Annotated in this window: 14 protein-coding genes; 10 read left to right on the top strand and 4 right to left on the bottom strand. The window is 35.5% G+C overall.

Annotated features, from left to right (window positions below; translation table 11 throughout):
* Positions 1 to 497 (top strand): HlyD family secretion protein (locus tag AC07XN_RS06910; protein WP_494742511.1); only part of this gene is annotated, 497 nt, incomplete at its 5' end.
* Positions 498 to 624: 127 nt separating this feature from the next.
* Positions 625 to 1350 (top strand): head GIN domain-containing protein, encoded by a 726-nt coding sequence (locus AC07XN_RS06905; protein WP_309921711.1) that lies wholly within the window; start codon positions 625 to 627, stop codon positions 1348 to 1350.
* A gap of 75 nt (positions 1351 to 1425) precedes the next feature.
* On the opposite strand, the gene AC07XN_RS06900 is transcribed toward AC07XN_RS06905, so the two are convergent.
* Complete coding sequence (locus AC07XN_RS06900) at positions 1426 to 3885, bottom strand: OmpA family protein (RefSeq protein ID WP_494742510.1); 2460 nt, start codon at positions 3883 to 3885, stop codon at positions 1426 to 1428.
* A 286-nt stretch (positions 3886 to 4171) separates the two neighbouring features.
* On the opposite strand from AC07XN_RS06900, the gene rnhB reads away from it, so the two are divergent.
* The 5 genes from rnhB to rpsG all read left to right on the top strand — a co-directional run bounded on the left by rnhB (position 4172) and on the right by rpsG (position 8862).
* Entirely contained in the window at positions 4172 to 4744 is a 573-nt protein-coding gene (gene rnhB / locus AC07XN_RS06895) for a ribonuclease HII (protein WP_309921717.1), read from the top strand.
* A gap of 104 nt (positions 4745 to 4848) precedes the next feature.
* Positions 4849 to 6333, top strand: coding sequence for a GH3 auxin-responsive promoter family protein (locus AC07XN_RS06890; RefSeq protein WP_494742509.1), 1485 nt, complete (start codon positions 4849 to 4851; stop codon positions 6331 to 6333).
* A 130-nt stretch (positions 6334 to 6463) separates the two neighbouring features.
* Positions 6464 to 7660 (top strand): mannonate dehydratase, encoded by a 1197-nt coding sequence (uxuA, locus tag AC07XN_RS06885; protein ID WP_494742508.1) that lies wholly within the window; start codon positions 6464 to 6466, stop codon positions 7658 to 7660.
* A gap of 162 nt (positions 7661 to 7822) precedes the next feature.
* Positions 7823 to 8245, top strand: a complete 423-nt coding sequence (rpsL, locus tag AC07XN_RS06880) for a 30S ribosomal protein S12 (RefSeq protein WP_309921726.1) — start codon at positions 7823 to 7825, stop codon at positions 8243 to 8245.
* 146 nt (positions 8246 to 8391) lie between these two features.
* Positions 8392 to 8862 carry a 30S ribosomal protein S7 gene (gene rpsG, locus AC07XN_RS06875; protein ID WP_309921729.1) on the top strand — a complete coding sequence of 157 codons (471 nt, stop codon included), beginning with the start codon at positions 8392 to 8394 and terminating at the stop codon, positions 8860 to 8862.
* A gap of 214 nt (positions 8863 to 9076) precedes the next feature.
* On the opposite strand, the gene pbpC is transcribed toward rpsG, so the two are convergent.
* Positions 9077 to 11404 (bottom strand): penicillin-binding protein 1C, encoded by a 2328-nt coding sequence (gene pbpC, locus AC07XN_RS06870; RefSeq protein ID WP_494742507.1) that lies wholly within the window; start codon positions 11402 to 11404, stop codon positions 9077 to 9079.
* Positions 11405 to 11984: 580 nt separating this feature from the next.
* On the opposite strand from pbpC, the gene AC07XN_RS06865 reads away from it, so the two are divergent.
* From AC07XN_RS06865 to AC07XN_RS06855, 3 genes are all read left to right on the top strand, one after another.
* Entirely contained in the window at positions 11985 to 12989 is a 1005-nt protein-coding gene (locus AC07XN_RS06865) for a hypothetical protein (RefSeq protein WP_494742506.1), read from the top strand.
* A 259-nt stretch (positions 12990 to 13248) separates the two neighbouring features.
* Positions 13249 to 13983 carry a tetratricopeptide repeat protein gene (locus AC07XN_RS06860; protein WP_309921739.1) on the top strand — a complete coding sequence of 245 codons (735 nt, stop codon included), beginning with the start codon at positions 13249 to 13251 and terminating at the stop codon, positions 13981 to 13983.
* Between the two features lie 202 nt (positions 13984 to 14185).
* The gene (locus AC07XN_RS06855; protein ID WP_494742505.1) at positions 14186 to 14659 is read left to right on the top strand and encodes a DUF4231 domain-containing protein; all 474 of its coding nucleotides are present in this window, start codon (positions 14186 to 14188) and stop codon (positions 14657 to 14659) included.
* Between the two features lie 27 nt (positions 14660 to 14686).
* On the opposite strand, the gene AC07XN_RS06850 is transcribed toward AC07XN_RS06855, so the two are convergent.
* Positions 14687 to 16537 (bottom strand): nSTAND1 domain-containing NTPase, encoded by a 1851-nt coding sequence (locus AC07XN_RS06850; RefSeq protein ID WP_494742504.1) that lies wholly within the window; start codon positions 16535 to 16537, stop codon positions 14687 to 14689.
* A complete protein-coding gene (locus tag AC07XN_RS06845; RefSeq protein ID WP_494742503.1) occupies positions 16534 to 17874 on the bottom strand; it encodes a toll/interleukin-1 receptor domain-containing protein in 1341 nt (446 codons plus the stop codon). The genes AC07XN_RS06850 and AC07XN_RS06845 overlap by 4 nt, the downstream gene beginning before the upstream one ends.
* Positions 17875 to 18098 lie beyond the last annotated feature (224 nt).

Below are 18098 nucleotides of genomic sequence, written 5' to 3'. Positions count from 1 at the left end.
CTTACAGGGATAATATTCAACTATCAATCCAAAATATTGATAATCTTTTAGCAAACTGGCAACAAAATTATGTAATTACAGCACCTTCAGATGGTGCTTTGAGTTTCTTGAAAAACCTTACTGAAAACCAAATGATTCGTGCTGGTGATACATTATTTGCAGTTTTGCCTCAAAAACAAAGTATCGTAGCTTTTGCCAATGTTTCAGCTCAGAATTTTGGGAAAGTAAAACTTGGTCAACAGGCAATAATTAAATTAATTAATTATCCCTTTGAGGAATACGGAAGCTTATCTGGTAATATTCAAGAAATTGAATCTACACCGATGGGAAATCAATATCGAGTAAAAATTAAACTGCCTTTAGGTCTGAAAACCAACTATGATAAAACATTGCCTTTTAGAACAGAAATGGTAGGCTCTATTGAAATTATTACTGAAGATATGCGATTGTTGGAAAGAACTTTTTATGGATTCAGAAAGATTCTTAATCAACGCTAAATAGTAACTACTGAACAATAATCAATATTTATATAAGTACTAATTCATGCAACCTTAACGTTGTTTAATGCATCTAAGTGATAGTATTCAATAATCATTTACATAGACATATAAGCAAACAAAGGTTATGAGAAAAATAAAAAGTTTATGCGTGTTATTATTAACTTCTGTGTCGTCAATTGTTTTAGGACAACAAAACCAAGAAGTTACTTTACAATCCTTCAATAAAATCGATGTGCAAGGCATCATGAAGGTAGAGCTTGTAAAAGGTAAAACTAATAAAATAACAACTGAAGCACTAAATGGCGCAAATCTTGAAGATTTGACTGTAGCTGTTTCTGGAGGAGAGCTTGGAGTTAAAACAAAAATATTTAAGCAACTGACTGATAGGGATAATAATAAAAGAAAAGCTGATTCTCAGAAGTTATTTAAAGTAAGAATAGAATATACCAACGAATTAGCTAGTCTTCAGATAGGTCGCGGAGCGGAATTGGTATCGGCAGAAACGTTAACAGGAAATCGTTTACTTGTTGACGCCTCATCAGGAGCCATCGTAACATTGAAAATAAGTGTTAATAACTTAGAATTATCTAGTGTACAAGGAGCCATCGTAAATCTAGAAGGAAAAGCAATGTTCCAGCAAACAAAAGTAAATACTGGTGGCGAATTATTTGCGTATAATTTAATAAGCGACGAAGTAGAAATAAGAGCGCATACGGGTGGTGTGGCACAAGTAAGTGCCAATAAAATGTTAGATGCCTCAGCAGGAACAGGCGGGATGATTAACTACAAAGGAAATCCTAGCGAAAGAAATGTAAAGTCTAATTTAGGAGGAGAGGTTCGTTCAAATTAATAGAAGTTGCTTTTCGATAAAGCTATTATTAAAAGAGGTTGTCTCAGGATATGGGGCAACCTCTTTCATTTAATATTACTTAATTTTAATAATTTTTACCGTTGTTCTGCGATTTTGTTGATGTTCAATTTCCGTACAACTTACTCCATTTGCACAACTATTTACTAGCTCGCTTTCGCCATAGCCTTTTGCTAAAACTCTACTCCGACTAATTCCCTTGCTAATAATGTAATCAACGGCAGTTTGGGCTCTTCTGGATGATAAATTCAAATTGTCTTGTGTATCTCCACGGCTATCTGTGTGCGACCCTATTTCTATCACCATCGTTAGGTTTTTTTGAAGCACAGCCACTAATTTATTCAATTCTTTCAAGGCGTCGGCTCTTAAAGTAGCACTACCAGAATTATAATAAATATTGTTCATCGTAATCAAATCACCTTCTTTAAAAATTTCTAAATCCTGAGAAATTATTTTAGCATTTCCCTTTTTCTCTTTTTTGATTTTATTAACATTCTTGCTATAACCATTTTTTGATATTTCTATCGTATAATCACAGTCTTCGTTGATATAAAAAGTATAACTACCGTCTGCTCCAGTGATAGTTTGTTGAGTTGTATTGTCGCAAGCATTCATAAAAGAAACCAATACGCCCTCCATGGGTTTTTTATCAATCTCGTTCCTTACAAAACCTGTAATGACTGATTTTTCCTTTAGATTAGATGATTTTTTAGATTTGTTATTGACTAATTTACTATTGCTTAATGGCGAAATCTGTAAATCAAGCTTTACGGGCTTTATATTAATGAGAGGTACTTCTAGTTTTGAGACTACATCATCTATTTCACCTTTTGTTGAATAGCCAATATTATTAATGGCATAAGATTCTTTTTCGATTGTTATGGCATAGTCAGTATCTTGGCTAGTACAAAAACTTATATAGCCTTCTGCATCTGTCTTCAAGGTTTCTAATAAGTGGCCAGAAGACGATATTTTAACAACAACATTATTGATTGGCATTTTTGTCTCTGCGTCGAAGACAACCACATTCATTTTTCTACAATCCGTTAAGCTATTATCTATCGAAAAACGATAAATGTCACCGTCTTCTCCTAGTTTTCTATTCGAAGTGAAGTAGCCAATTTGTCTATATTTATCCGTGATAATTCCAAAATCATCAAAAGGAGAATTGAAGGGTTTGCCTAGGTTGGTGGGTTTTGTAAAAATACCCTCCTCATTTTTTTCGACAAAGAAAATATCCAAATCTCCTTCACCACCTTGGCCATTTGAAGAAAAATACAAATTCCCATTTTCGTCAAGAAAAGGGAATACATCAGCACCTTTAGAGTTAATATTTTTGCCTAAGTTTTTAGGACTTCCCCATTTGCCATTCTGAAATTCGACAGACCAAATATCCATCCCTCCAAAACCACCGAGGCGGTCTGAAGCAAAATATAGCGTTTTTTCATCTTTAGACCAAGCCGGATGGGCTGTCGAGAATTCATTATCGTTAAAAGGCAATTCTATGAGCTCTGTCCATTTACCACCTATATTTTCAGCAATATAAAGTTTGAGCTTGTTGATGTTATCTTCATTTAAACCTTTTGCAGTGCCTACTGAACTGTTACGAGTAAGGATGATTTTAGTAAAGTCTTTATTAAATGTGGCGGGGCCTTCTTGAAACTTTGAATAGATGGTTTTACCAAATCTGTCAGAATAGTATGTTTGTTCTTGAAAGCTTTCTTCCTCTTCTGTAAAATAATTTAAAGTCTTAGTATCATTAGAGGTCCTTCTTGAAGAATAATCATCACTCAATGGTTTTGCATTCTTAGAGGTATTTTTTTTCTTTTTTTTGTCAGTACTAGCTTCCTCTGACTGCTGTATTTTATTCAAATTCTTGGGAAAATATAAATCCAGCAAGCTACCTTTATCATTCATTAATTTGGTGGCAGATTCTTTTTGCGAACAAAAAACTATCCCATCTTTGTAATAGATTGGACTGAATTCAGGGGCTGATGTATTGAAATCAAGGTATTCTATTTTGTAAGTATTACGATTAGGGAAAATACTTACAGGTTTATCAAGGCTTTTAGCAGTAGGGTTTTGTTGTGAAAAAACAGTTTGGCTTTTTGTATTTTGTATTGTTTCTGATAAGGTAAAATATTCTTGTGCCTCCTGATAATTGCCATTATGTGCTAACACCTGAGCAAAATTTATATGAGCTTTGGCATCACTGTTAATAAGCGTAGGGAAATCAGTAAAGGCTTGGCGATAAATTTTTTCAGCGGTAATTTCTTCTTTATTTTGTTTATAACTATTGGCCAGTTTCAGTAATACTGAAAGTTGGTCTTTCGGTGTAAGAGAAGAAAAATCATTTTTCAAAACCTGATTAAATCCATTGATTGCTTTAGCATATTCTTGTAAATCATAGCAGCGAAGAGCATTATTGAGGGTAGTATTAAAATGCTGAGCAGTCAAATAAAAATTTGACATAACAACAAAAAGCAATGAAAGTCCACTTTTTTTGAGCTGTAGCATTTTTTTAGTAAGGCCTGTATCTAAAAACAACAAATAATTCCAGAATTTTGGATAAAAGCAATAATGTAGTTTTGAAATATTAGGCTATTTGATTGTATTTTATATTAAAAAAACCACATAAATCATGCCAAAATGACAATGAAAACTACAAATAGTTATCATTTGTTAATTAAGCTATTAATTATTTCAAAAAATTAATAGTATGATTATTAGAAGTTTACTTTTTTCTGGAAATAATGACCCAAATAGCGAAATAATAAAGATTCCTAAACTTGAAATATAGAAAATGTTAAAAAGTTATTACAACGAAAATCTTATCGAGGCTGGCTTAGATGAGGCAGGCAGAGGATGTTTGGCAGGCCCAGTAGTGGCGGCAGCGGTAATTTTACCCAAATACTATACCCACACGTTATTAAACGATTCAAAACAACTTAGTAAAAGCCAAAGAGAAATACTCAGGAAAGATATTTTACAAGATGCCATCGCTTGGGAAATTGCGGAGGTTTCTAACCAAGAGATAGACCAAATAAATATTTTAAAGGCTAGTATGAAAGCCATGCATTTGGCTACGGATAAATTAAGTGTCAGGCCAGAACATTTATTGATAGATGGCAATCGTTTTCCGAATTACCCCCTGATTCCGCATACTTGTATTGTAAAAGGAGATGCCAAGTTTCTATCTATCGCAGCGGCTTCTATATTGGCAAAAACTTATAGAGATGATTTAATGGAAAGTTTGGCACTCAGCTTTCCCGTATATGGTTGGGAACATAATGCTGGTTACCCAACACCCAAACACAAAAAAGCGATTAAAGAATTTGGTGTAACGATTCATCATCGTTTAACATTCAGAATGTAAATCATCATTAAATAGTTATTAACTTTACCAGTATTCGAAGTGGCACTTCGATGATATACAATAGTTAATGCTCGAAGTGCCACTTCGAGTGCAATGCTTACCTTATGGGCTTTCGTTCAATTTTGGCAAAACCCTTTGCCTCATTCGTAGTACAAAACCGCCAAAAGTGGGAAAAACAAGCCGTTGAAACCCAATTGGCTTTGATGAAAAGTTTGGTGTCAGATGCTTCACATACACTTTTTGGGAAAGACCATCGCTTTGCTGATATTGCTGATTACCAAAGCTTTAAAGATGCTATTCCTGTTCAAGATTATGAAAACCTGAAACCATATATCGAAAAGGTAGTAGCAGGCGAAAGTGATATTCTTTGGAAAGACAAACCCCTTTATTTTGCCAAAACATCGGGAACAACCTCTGGCGTAAAATATATTCCTATTTCAAAAGAATCGATTGGTTTCCATATCAACGGAGCAAGAGATGCTTTGTTGAGTTATGTACATAAAACGGGTAATGCTAAATTTCTAGATAAAAATCTTATCTTTTTGTCGGGCTCGCCAGAGATGGTTCAAAAGAACGGTGTTTTCACTGGTCGGCTATCTGGCATTGTGAATCACCATGTACCGGGCTATTTGCGAAGTAATCAATTGCCAAGTTATGAAACCAATTGTATTGAAGATTGGGAAACAAAACTGGAGAAAATTATTGATGAAACCATCGATAAGCCCATGTCGTTGATTTCGGGGATACCACCTTGGGTGCAAATGTACTTCGACCGTATTCAAGCCAGAACAGGAAAGAAAATTAAAGATGTTTTCCCTGAGTTTTCATTGTTTGTATATGGAGGGGTAAATTTTGAACCCTATCGTGCCAAATTGTATGATTCTATCGGTAAGAAAATAGATTCAATAGAAACCTATCCAGCATCCGAAGGCTTTATTGCTTACCAAGATTCACAGTCGGCCGAAGGACTTTTATTATTATTGAATTCAGGGGTATTTTATGAATTTATTCCTGTAGAAGATTATTTTAAGCCTAACCCTAGACGTTTGCACATCGGAGAAGTTCAATTGGGCGTAAACTATGCCGTAGTAATGAACACCAATGCAGGGCTTTGGGGATATTCTATTGGCGATACCGTTAAGTTCGTTTCCTTAAATCCGTACAGAATCATCGTATCAGGGCGTATAAAACATTTTATTTCTGCTTTTGGCGAACACGTAATTGGCGAAGAAGTAGAAAAAGCCATGCAATATGCCATGCAACGACACCCAGAAGTTGAATTAGTAGAATTTACAGTAGCTCCGCAAGTAACACCACCAGAAGGCGGTTTGCCTTATCATGAATGGTTGGTAGAATTTGCTAAAGCACCTCAGGATATAAAAGCTTTTTCACAAGCCATCAATCAGAAATTGGCAGAACTAAATGTTTATTACGATGATTTGATGACGGGCAATATCCTTCAGCCGTTAAAAATAAGAGTACTACCCAAAAATGCCTTTATCGATTACATGAAATCAGAAGGAAAATTAGGTGGACAAAATAAAGTACCAAGATTATCAAACGATAGAGCGATTGCAGATAAGATTTAAGCATATAATTTATTGAAAATAAAGCATATAACGTATAGCTTACTGCTTATAGCTATTAAAAATGGGTAAAAAAAGTACCTCAATAGCTTTATAAGTAAAAATCTATCAATATAATATTTAACTGAATAAAATGCCTTTAGAACAAACTTTTCGCTGGTTTGGAACAAAAGACCCTGTTCCATTAGCACATATTCGTCAAGCAGGAGCCACTGGTATCGTAACTGCCTTACATCATTTGCCAAATGGCGTAATCTGGACGGTAGAAGAAATCCAAAAACGTAAAGATGAGATTGAAGCTGCAGGATTGACCCTATCAGTGATTGAAAGTGTACCTGTTCATGAAGACATCAAAAAACGCACAGGAAATTATCGTGAATACATTGAAAATTATAAGCAATCGTTAATCAATCTTGGTAAATGCGGTATTGATACGGTTTGCTATAATTTTATGCCTGTGTTAGACTGGACTCGTACTGACTTGGATGCACCCATGCCAGATGGTTCAACAGCATTGCGTTTTGATGCAACCGAATTTGCAGCCTTTGAAATTTATATTCTAAAAAGACCTAATGCAGAGGCAAGTTATACTGATGCTCAAGTAGCAAAAGCAAAAACTTGGTTTGAAAATTCTAGCGAAGCTCAACGTGCAAAATTGGTTAAAAATATCATTGCTGGCTTACCAGGTAGTGAAGAGAGTTTTACCGTTGAAGAGTTTTTGGTAGTGCTAGAAGGCTACAACGAAATAGGCGATAAAGAACTAAGAGAAAATTTATATGAGTTTTTAAGAGAAATTACGCCTGTAGCTGAAGAAGCAGGTATAAATTTAGCGATTCACCCTGACGACCCACCATATCCGATTTTAGGTTTACCAAGAGTAGTAAGTACAGAAGCCGATGCACAGCAGATACTTCAAGCTTATGAAAGTCCAAACAATGGCTTATGTTTCTGTACAGGAAGTTATGGCGTTCGTGAGGACAACGACCTTGTGGGAATGGTAGAAAGAATGGGTGACAGAATCAATTTTGTGCATTTAAGAGCTACCAAGCGTGATGCTGAAGGGAATTTCCATGAAGCAGACCACCTTGCAGGGGATGTAGATATGTATGGTGTAATGAAAGCGTTGGTAACAGAACAGCGTAAAAGAATAGAAGCTGGGAGAGAAGATTACCGCTTGCCGTTCCGTCCAGACCACGGACATAAAATGCTAGACGACTTAAATCCAGCCAAAAGAACTAACCCTGGCTATACAGCCATTGGTCGATTGAGAGGCTTAGCAGAGTTAAGAGGATTAGAATTAGGGATTGAGCGAAGTTTAGATGCTAAATAAATTTGCTTAAACCTTTTGTATCTCAGATACTTTGCGTAATTTTGCACCCCTGATTTTGAGGTAATTATACGATATTATTAACCAACATAATTTATATTGTAATTAATTATTATGTAAGTGTTTCATAATCAGTCATGTGTATCTCTATTAAAACAACACAAAATGCCAACTATACAACAGTTAGTAAGAAATGGCAGGGAGCAAATGACTTGGAAGTCAAAATCTCCTGCTCTTGATTCTTGTCCGCAACGTCGTGGCGTGTGTACAAGGGTTTATACTACTACGCCTAAGAAGCCTAACTCGGCTATGCGTAAAGTAGCCCGTGTACGCTTAACAAACGGCAAAGAAGTAAATGCTTACATTCCAGGTGAAGGTCACAACTTGCAAGAACACTCAATCGTATTGATTCGTGGTGGTCGTGTGAAAGATTTACCAGGGGTACGTTACCATATCATCCGTGGTGCTTTAGATACTGCAGGTGTAAATGGTCGTCGTCAACGTCGTTCTAAATATGGTGCTAAACGTCCTAAACCAGGTCAAGTTGCAGCTCCAGTAAAAGGCGGAAAAGGCGGTAAGAAAAAATAATTTGAGAATTTGAAAATTCGTCAATTTGAAAATGTAGAATATTCATTTTCAAATCTTCAAATTATCACATTTTCAAATTGAAAAACAGTCCAGTATGCTTTAGTTAAGGGCAGAAGATGGGCTAAACTTAAAATCTTAACAATCCAATGAGAAAGTCAAAACCAAAAAAGAGATACGTATTACCTGACCCTAAATTTAGGGATGTAATGGTAACCAAGTTTGTTAATAACTTGATGTACGACGGTAAAAAATCAACAGCATTTACAATTTTTTACGGTGCATTAGACAAAGTTGAAGATAGAACCAAAGAGAAAAACGGTTTAGAGCTATTCAAAAAAGCATTAAACAACGTTATGCCATCGGTAGAGGTAAAAAGCCGTCGTGTAGGTGGTGCTACTTTCCAAGTTCCAACGGAAGTACGTGCAGACCGTAAGTTATCAGTAGGTATGAAATGGTTAATTCTTTATGCTCGTAAGCGTGGAGATAAAACTATGATCGACCGTCTTGCTAACGAAATCATGGCAGCCGCTAAAGGTGAAGGTGCAGCAGTGAAGAAGAAAGACGATACGCACCGTATGGCAGAAGCTAACAAAGCATTCTCTCACTTCAGATTCTAATCAATTATTAACAACAACGAGATACACACAGCACAAAAGCGAAAATCGAAAGGTTTTCGCTTTTTGTGTTTTTAAGGGGGGGGATGTTGCTAAATACTCATGGCATGACTTCCACTAATCTGTTTATTATCAAAATAATTCCATAGTCATTGTGTTTTGTGTGCCACAAACCACGGAGTTAGATAATCACTAAACCACTCATCCACTAAATCACTCAATAAATCACCTTTACATAAATATCAGCATTACGCCCCTTGTCGTCACTGCATGATATTTTGATTTTGCCTGCTTCGGGAATGAAAAATACCTCTGCATTAGGCGATGCTTTTTGCAATAATTTGTCATTAATATACCAATAAACCGTTTTCACTTCATTGCCTACCTGACAGTTTAACATCAATTTCTGGTTTTCGTTTTTTGCCAAAAAATATTCAGAACCATCTACGGGATAGACAATCTGCGGAGCGTCAGTATTAAATACACGTTCGCATTTGGGGTTATGTGGAGGTATTTTTTCATACAAAATATGTTTGCTTTCGTACCAACTTAATAGTTCTGGGGCATAATTAGGATATAGTTTTTTGATAGCTCCATCCTCTGGCAAACAATGCGAACAATAGCTTATTTTTTGGTCGGCACTTATGTAAATATATTTTGCGTGCTGACATTTGGTCATTTTAGAGACACTCGGAATATAATAATCTACAATTTGGTGTGTGCAGAAGTCATTGGGTACATCACCACTTTCGGCACATACTTTTCTATAAGAGATATTGTCGGGTGCTTTAAACCATTTAGAAGAGGAGTTATAATCAACAGTATTAAAAATATCAAACAGTAAAGGCGTAGCGATATTGGCTCCTGAAAGTTCAGGGACGCCTTCTCCTGAAAAATTTCCTACCCAAACACCAATGGTATAATGAGCATTATAACCAATACTCCAAGCATCTTTTTTACCAAAAGAAGTGCCCGTTTTCCAAGCAATTTTTGGCATTCTGTAGGTATAATCGTAGTTATTAGGTAAATCGGGACGAGTAATTTGCGAGAGTATCTGGGTAATCAGATAGCTAGATTCTTTAGAAATAATTTCATTTTTTACCCTAGGCGTTTCTTTTGATTTTAATAAATAGGTAGCCTTCTGAAAATTTCCCTCATTAGCAAAAGCAGCAAATAAATTAGTCAATTCTTCTAATGTAACGCCGCAACCACCCAATACTAAGGATAGTCCAAGTTTTGATGAATTCTTTTTTACTGTTTGAAAATCCGCTTTCTTTAACTTATCTATCAAAACAGGCGTAGAAATTTCTTTCAGCATTTTTACGGCTGGAATATTTAAGGAATTAGCCAATGCGTATTCAATCGTGATTTTTCCATGAAAAAGCTTGTCGAAATTCTCTGGCTCAAAACCACCAAAATTTGTGGGTACGTCGTTAATAGCCGTTTTGGGCGTAATAATTCCTTTATCAAATGCTGTAGCGTATAATAAAGGTTTTAGTGTACTCCCTGGCGAGCGAATAGCACGAATACCATCTACCTGTCCGCCATCAATGGGGTTATTAAAATCTGCCGAACCAATATAAGCTTCTACCTGATGTGTTTTGTTATTAATCACCATCACGGCAGCATTATGAATATTCATGGCATACAAACGGCTGACATAATTTTGTACAATGTTCTCAATCGTCAATTGTTTATGTCGTACCAACACCGTTTTGATAATTGACTGCGTAGGGTTTTCTTGCTTAAGCCTTAAGGACAGATGCGGTGCTAAATGTGGTGCTTCATGACGAGTGACATTGAGGGGTTCGTTGATGGCATCTTCAATATCTTGTTTATTAAATAATTTAGCATCCTTGAAATTTTGTAGCCAACGGTTTCTTTCTTGAAGAATATAGGCATTGTTAGTGCCGAGTCGCAAGCTTGAAGGACGATTTGGGATAATTGTCAGGGCTGTTACTTCTGCTAAACTCAACACGTTGGGAGATTTTTGAAAATATAATATCGATGCCGATTTTAATCCTTCTATATTGGAACCATAAGGCACAAGATTGATATAAAACTGTAGGATTTCGTCTTTAGAATAATGAAATTCTAATTGTATGGCTCTAAAGATTTCAATAAATTTATTAAAGTATGTTCTACGCTGTGGATGCAATAAGCGTACTACTTGCATCGTAATAGTACTTGCGCCTGATGTTCGCCTGCCTGTAAAGATATTTCTAGCTCCTGCTCGTAGGATTGCCAAAGGATTTACCCCAAAATGCCAACGAAACCAACGGTCTTCTTTAAAAACAATGGCTTTTTCGAGTGTTGGTGTTATTTCCGTCAACTCGGTTTCCATGCGCCATTTATCGGTTTTATTTAAAAAGGCATGCAATAATTTTCCGTCTGAATCGGTAATAAGGGTAGAATAGTTGGGGTTAATTTTGAATGGAAAAAAAAGGTCTAACAAAATAAACAGCATAAAAAGGGTAGCGATTCCTTTAAAGAACTTAGTTTTGATGATTCGTTGAAAGGCTTTTTTAATTTTTTGCTTGAACATTTAGCGTAAAGAGATTTTTGTAAAGATATGGATTCGGTCTGTAATCGTTAATGTATTACCAGACAATTTTATTGTTCTGAACTTCATCCTTAAATTTTACAAAATCAGTGGTTTGTTTTACCACATAACCAAATTGAAATTGGATGATTTGTGGGTTTAAATATCTTTGTTGGACACTAGACGATAGACTATAAGACTTAAGGACTAAAAGACTAGAGGACTTTTGGACGCAAGATATTAGACTCTGAGGACTGGAGGACTTTTTTAGACACAAGATATTAGACTATAAGGTGCTGTGGACTGAAGGACGTTAGGACTAAAAGAGTGTAGGACTTTTAGACATAAGATATTAGACTATAGACTTTATAATTTGTGCATGGTATGATTTTATTACTAAAAAAATCTCCTAAATCAGCGTGTCGAATCAGCGTAAATCAGCGGGTAATTTTTATAAAGACGAAAAACCTATAACTAAAATCCGATAGCTGACAGCCGATGACCGATAGCCTATTGCTTACAGCCTAAAGCCTACAGCAAAAAAAATAACCAAAACATTTATTTAACTAAAACCTCAAGAACAATGCAAAGATTAACTGTAGCGGGACGATTATTGATTGCCGCCATTATTGTAGGAGCAATTTATTATGGTTTTACAAAATTCGGGGGACAAGACGCCCTGAAAAAATTAGCACCAGAAACAACAGCTTCGGCTAGTAATACTGCTGATTCGAATAGTTCTTCTTCTGAAGAAAATAGTTCTTCGACAACTGAAGGGGAAAAGACAAGCTTTGATTATACTCCTCCTGGACCAATCGCAGGTAAATTAAAGGGTGTAGTTGAGCTAGGAGCTAGTGGTTTTAACTCGTTTATTATCAGAATAGATGCTGATAAGCGTTGGAAGCTTGAAAAAGCTGATTTTGGCAATAGCTTGGTGATAGAAAATATGGCAAGCGATGATGATATCAGAGCGGGCTTGAAAAAGTATATCGGAGGAATGCTTGATTATGGTGTAAGTGGAAAAGATATTCACTTTGTGGTAAGTTCGGGAGCAGTAAAAGCGGAAGGTACTCAGAAGATAATCAAGGTGTTGAAATCATTAAAGTACTTTGTGAATACCGTAACGCCAGAGCAAGAAGGAATTTTGGGCTTACAATGTGTTCAGCCTGCTGAATATGCTGATAATTCATTTGTAGCGGATATTGGTTCGGGAAATACTAAAATTTCTTGGAAAGAAGATGGGAAGCTAAAATCTGAAGAGTCGTATGGTGCGAAATATTTTCAGAATGGTGTAGATGACGAAACAGTAGCTAAAGAAGTAAGCGAAAAGTCGAAAAAGATTCCAGAGGCTAATCGTAAAACTTGTTTTATTATAGGTGGTGTGCCTTTTGAGTTAGCCAAAAAAGTAAGAAAAGGCAAAGAACGTTATACTGTGTTAGATGCTCCTTCTGCGTATCAATTAGACAACGCTAAATCAAAAGCTGGATTAAATATTTATAAAGCCATTGCTGAAACTACGGGCTGCCAACAATTCGTATTTGACTGGGATGCTAATTTCACGATTGGCTTTTTACTAGCATTGCCTTAGTTATTAAAAAATTAACATTTAAAAGGGTTGATTCAACGAATCAGCCCTTTTTGTTGTACAATAGTGCTATTTTTATATTCTATTGAACAAAAAAAATCTCAATTCGGTTGAAACTATGTATAAATTTGTGATATTTATAATCCATGACTTAAAAAATACCTCAGAGAAAGTTAAGATAGCTTGATTTTGTAAAGAAGATTTTCGCAGAGCAATAATTATTCTTAAGCATCGTTATAACATTCGTATTGTTACCACCATTATGAAGCAATTAATATATTTATTTATTTTTTCATCGAGCATACAGTCAATAGTAGGGCAAGTGCAACCAATTCCTTTGGCTAGTACTAAAGAAGCCACCAAGAAAGAACTTGCCGTTGATAGCCAAGACGTTAAGTATATCCCTCTTTTTGGTAGTAAAAAGATTGTAGATGAACAAATACTGAAATCAAAAGATTTCTTTACTCAGTGCGAACAAAACTTTAAAAATCGTGCTGAGGCTAGCAAGTTTTTTGCAGAGAGAGGTTGGGAATACCTGAGCGAAGGTTTGTTGGATACCGCTACTTATCGCTTCAATCTTAGTTTTTTACTTGACCCTGACAATGTAGAGGCTTACTGGGGTTTAGGTTCTGTAAGTTATCAAAAAAAGAACTACGAAGAGTCTGCTAAATTACTACGCAAAGGGTTAGTGTTGGCTCCTGATAATCCGACATTGATGATTGATGTAGCTACTGTGCAACTAGCTTGTTTTAAAGACCAGAAGAAATGTAATGACATTGATGATGCATTGCTACTATTGGAGAAATCTTTAAAAATAGATTCAACCAATGCCAATGGTTGGCTGAAATATGCCATTGCAGAATTTCAATTAGAACATTACGAGAAGGCCTGGGAATATTTCCATAAATGTAGAACGTTAGATATTACCTTTTTGGATATGAATTTCTTACAAGAATTACTTGCCAAAAAAGAAGACCCTATGGGAGTCTTTAAATAGGCATCAAGCAATATTTTAAAATTTTTAAAAGCCTCTTCTTTGTAAAAAGGAAGAGGCTTTTTTGTTGTCTATTTACTCATGGCATGAGTCTATCTTTGTTTCGAGTTGGAAACTCGAACTACTGTTTAAATTTTGGTTGAAATTTGTTGTTTTGAAGAGTTATTTTTAAATTAAGATTAATATCTCCAAACAATAAATAACTATGACTGAACAAGAATACATCGAACAAAGGTTGGATGACCAAATGAATTTTTTTGCCCAAAAAAGTAGAAAAAACAAGGATAACTATATCAAAATTAAGGTATTAGTGATTGTCCTCTCTGCCTGTTTGCCCTTGGCTACGAAATATAGTGATGTTCTTTATTTTCCAACAATCATAGGGTTGATAGGAGTATTAATCGCTATCTTAAGTGGATTAGATGCCCTTTTCAATTATCATGAAAGTTGGGTGAATTATCGCAAAGTACGAGAAGTACTTAAACGTGAAAAAATTCTGTATTTAACCAAAGCAGGTCCTTATCAAGAGAATGCTACTTTCCAGCAATTCGTTGTGAATATTGAAGCAATCATGTCCACAGAAAATGCAGAATGGTTTAACTTAAATAACCATCAGCAACAGAATAATAGCTCTCAAGCCAATAAAGAAGCTAAAGAAGATGAAAATAAACCTAACTAGTTTACTGAAAAATAATATTATGAGTATTTATTGTTTTAAATTCTGGTTATTTTGATTTGACTTTTTGGAGTCCTCTTCAATATAAAGTTGCTTAATTTCTGGATTAATGAATGCTTTAATCTCCTTTTTCCTCAGTTTACGAGGGGTTGTGCTTTTAATTTTAACTAAATAGGCAAAAGCAGAATCGTAATTTGTTTTTTCAGATGTAACATTTTTGCTTTCTCCTTTTGCTTCATTCTTGTCAATTGTTTTAAGTGCATCTTGTGCAATAGTAATGGCTGTATCTAATTGTCCTTCTACTTTTGTTTTGGCTTGCTCGGTGTTATTATAGGCTATCTGAAGCTTACTAGTTAAAACATCAGCTTCTCTTTTTAAAGAATAAGCATAAATGGCTACTACAAAAGCAATGATAAAACCAATAGAAGCAAAAATAGAACGCACCTCTGCCCGTCTTTTTAAGACTAGAAATTGGGCGGCTTGCTCATTAGCCTTTTCTTTTTCTAGCTGAGCCTTTTCGGCTAATTCTCTGGCATTCTCTGCTTCTTCCCATACTCTTATTTGGTCATCTCTTTCCTCTCGAAGTTTGGCGGCTTTACTGATAGGGTCTACTAAAGTATCATGCCCTAATTCATACATTAAACGTCTTTGAGAATCTTGCTCTACCTTCAATAAAGATGCTTCTCGTAGAACATCCAAAATTTGCTGTGCAACTTGTCGGTTGGGAATGCCGAGTTGCTCAACCAGCACTACATACATTAAATAATGATGTTCAAAAGGAATCCTTTGTCCATTTTGCACCAATACTTCTTCTACAAGTCTATACGTCGCTTCACGAAATTGCGCATCGATTTTGGTCTCGATAGTATCTTTATAATAATTATCAAAAACCGTTTCAATATCACCTTTTATTTGTCCGTCTTGGTCAATATCAATTTGTTCAAAAGTCAATACAAACTTCTCTTCGCCTTGTATCCAAGCAGGCACGAATTTATCTTCTACTTGCCAACAGATAATCTGGAGCGTAGATGTTTCGATACGTCCATTTCTATCTTTTAGTTCATTAACCAACTGTTCGGCTAACTCTTGTTTAATTTCAAAAGCAGGTGTTTTAAATGTTCCTACAGGCTCGTCGGGCAGAGTAGCAGGTTTCAACACTGCCGCTAAGGCTCCTTCTTCATCTAAGCCTTTGAGTTCATAACAGTCTTTTAAAATAGCAGGATGAAAGTCTTTGAGTTCTTCTAATTGAGCTAATCTATCTGAACGGATGGCAAAAACTACTTTAATCTCTGGTTTTTGGTAAAAATTGAGTCTAAATTCCTCTGAAATACCTTCTTCATCAAGCAAATCTTCTTGGTTTCTAAAAAATGCAGGAACAGTTGTGTATAAAACATCTGCTAGTTGTTCCTTAAATTCGAAGATTAGCTCTTGTGGATACGTAAAAAGTTCTTCAAACTGATCGAAAAAAAAGATAATCTCATTAGCTTCATGACTTATCTGATAGTTTTTAAGCGTATGCCAAAATGAATTATCTGTTTGAAAGTATTTCTCTAAAATTAAAGCTGAATGTTCTGTTGATTTTTCTTTGATGATAGCATTTACCCTTTCAATGGGTGTCGACCTATCCGAGCCTGACACATAAGGGCCAAATTTTACTTCAAAATAATGTACTTGCTTATTTTTTTCAGCCAATAAAGGAATAATTCCTGCATTGATTAATGAGCTTTTGCCATATCCACTTTTGCCAAACAGCACTACGCTTTGGTGTAAAAAAATATATTTATAAAATTCTGCAATGTCTGTATCTCTTCCAAAGAAAATATCCTTTTCATCTGTTCTAAATGGCTTAGGACCGGGATAACGATTTTTACTGACTATCATGCTCTTTCAGATTTAATCAATGTAACTAAACGTTTTACTTCTTCATAAATACTTTGGTAAGCCTCGTCTTGGTCTTTGAAGCTAATAATGGAATTATTATCTCGCGGAATTACTTGCCTTGAAGACAGAAAAGGGAAGTCTTTCCAAGCACAAGATTTTAATAAGACAGGTAAAACGTGTTTTTGTTGATTGATTGCATTCGCCACCTCTTGCTCGATACAATATTTAGAGTTTAAAAAATTGCGACTAACCAGACAAATCATTAGTTCTGAGGTCTCCAACTCTGAAGTGATAGATTTACCCCATTCTTGACCAGCCACAATTTGTCGGTCTTCCCAAATTTCAATTTCTTTCGATTGATTGATTAAAGGAGATAAAGTGATAAGCAATTCCTTTTTAAAATCCTCATCTACGTGGGCATAAGAGAGAAAAATTCTTACAGGGCTATTTTTAGGTTTACTTACTGACGTTGGTACGTTGATGGGTTTAACAACTGGTTTTACAGCAGTATCATCTTTGGGTTTTGCAGCATCATGACAATTGCAGGTTAGTTTATCTAAGAAAGCCGACGGGGTATAATCCATCATTTCTAAAGATAAACGGTTCATAATAAAGGTGCGTGAAGCCTCAGGAATGTGGGCATCTATCGCCAACACGTTTTTATCAGAAGCCAATAGTTTTAACAACAAATGCATATACCATTTGTTGAAATTTACACCAAGGAAAATGAAACGTTCTGCGCTTTTTAGGGCAATTTGTAATTCTTGTGGTAAACGATTGTCTCCTAGAATACTGAAAATATATTCGAATAAATCATCGTAAGTAAAAACCAAAGATTCAGACTGGCTTAGTGACCCTAAGATATTATATACAGTGGGTGAATCAGGACTTAGCGGAGGAAGAACTTCTTTTTCAGAAGTTTTATTTTTATGATAATACCGAACAGGCGTTTGTAAAATTCTGGAGAAAGTAGCCTCTTCTGGAATCAAAGAGAGAATTAACTGAGAAGGCAACTTTTTAAGCAAAAGAGCAATAGCATCAAGTTTTGATTGATTCGTTTCGATAACCCTTTGCATAGCCTTTGCAATATGGCGGATACCATCATTCTTTTCAGCTTTCGCGCGTACAGGATTCGTAATTTTTATCTGAAAAAGCTGTTCTTCCACGAAAGATTGACTAATGTATTTATTATCAATTAGTTCGTGAGAAACCGCTTCAAAGAAACTTGGATACCCCGTATATTCAATGATGTCTGGACCGATGATAACAATACATTTCTGAGTTTGAATGTCTTCAATAATTAAGTCCCAGTCTTCGAAAACGAGCGAATCATTCATAAAATATACGAGTTAAGCATCTGATAATAAATTTGATAGAAATATACCAAAACTCGTAACTACATCAAAAAAAAACGATTGATTCTTAGTAAGCGGTAGGCTGCATAAGATTAGACAACTTTTTAAAAGTTGTCTAATCTCTAGCTCCGTGGCTAGTTTCCTAGCCAGTCCACAAGAATTTGATTAGAGAAAAGGAGGGCTGGTCGGGAGACCTGCCTTGGGAA

Source organism: Arcicella sp. GW458-12-2-14-TSB2 (assembly GCF_059423785.1).
This window is presented reverse-complemented; position numbering and strand designations above follow the sequence as displayed.

Coding starts and splice junctions, on each gene's coding strand:
- AC07XN_RS06865 (WP_494742506.1), top strand. CDS start 11,985: ATGCAAAGATTAACTGTAGCGGGACGATTATTGATTGCCGCCATTATT.
- AC07XN_RS06890 (WP_494742509.1), top strand. CDS start 4,849: ATGGGCTTTCGTTCAATTTTGGCAAAACCCTTTGCCTCATTCGTAGTA.
- AC07XN_RS06900 (WP_494742510.1), bottom strand. CDS start 3,885: ATGCTACAGCTCAAAAAAAGTGGACTTTCATTGCTTTTTGTTGTTATG.
- rpsL (WP_309921726.1), top strand. CDS start 7,823: ATGCCAACTATACAACAGTTAGTAAGAAATGGCAGGGAGCAAATGACT.
- AC07XN_RS06860 (WP_309921739.1), top strand. CDS start 13,249: ATGAAGCAATTAATATATTTATTTATTTTTTCATCGAGCATACAGTCA.
- rpsG (WP_309921729.1), top strand. CDS start 8,392: ATGAGAAAGTCAAAACCAAAAAAGAGATACGTATTACCTGACCCTAAA.
- AC07XN_RS06905 (WP_309921711.1), top strand. CDS start 625: ATGAGAAAAATAAAAAGTTTATGCGTGTTATTATTAACTTCTGTGTCG.
- AC07XN_RS06855 (WP_494742505.1), top strand. CDS start 14,186: ATGACTGAACAAGAATACATCGAACAAAGGTTGGATGACCAAATGAAT.
- AC07XN_RS06850 (WP_494742504.1), bottom strand. CDS start 16,537: ATGATAGTCAGTAAAAATCGTTATCCCGGTCCTAAGCCATTTAGAACA.
- AC07XN_RS06845 (WP_494742503.1), bottom strand. CDS start 17,874: ATGAATGATTCGCTCGTTTTCGAAGACTGGGACTTAATTATTGAAGAC.
- pbpC (WP_494742507.1), bottom strand. CDS start 11,404: ATGTTCAAGCAAAAAATTAAAAAAGCCTTTCAACGAATCATCAAAACT.
- rnhB (WP_309921717.1), top strand. CDS start 4,172: ATGTTAAAAAGTTATTACAACGAAAATCTTATCGAGGCTGGCTTAGAT.
- uxuA (WP_494742508.1), top strand. CDS start 6,464: ATGCCTTTAGAACAAACTTTTCGCTGGTTTGGAACAAAAGACCCTGTT.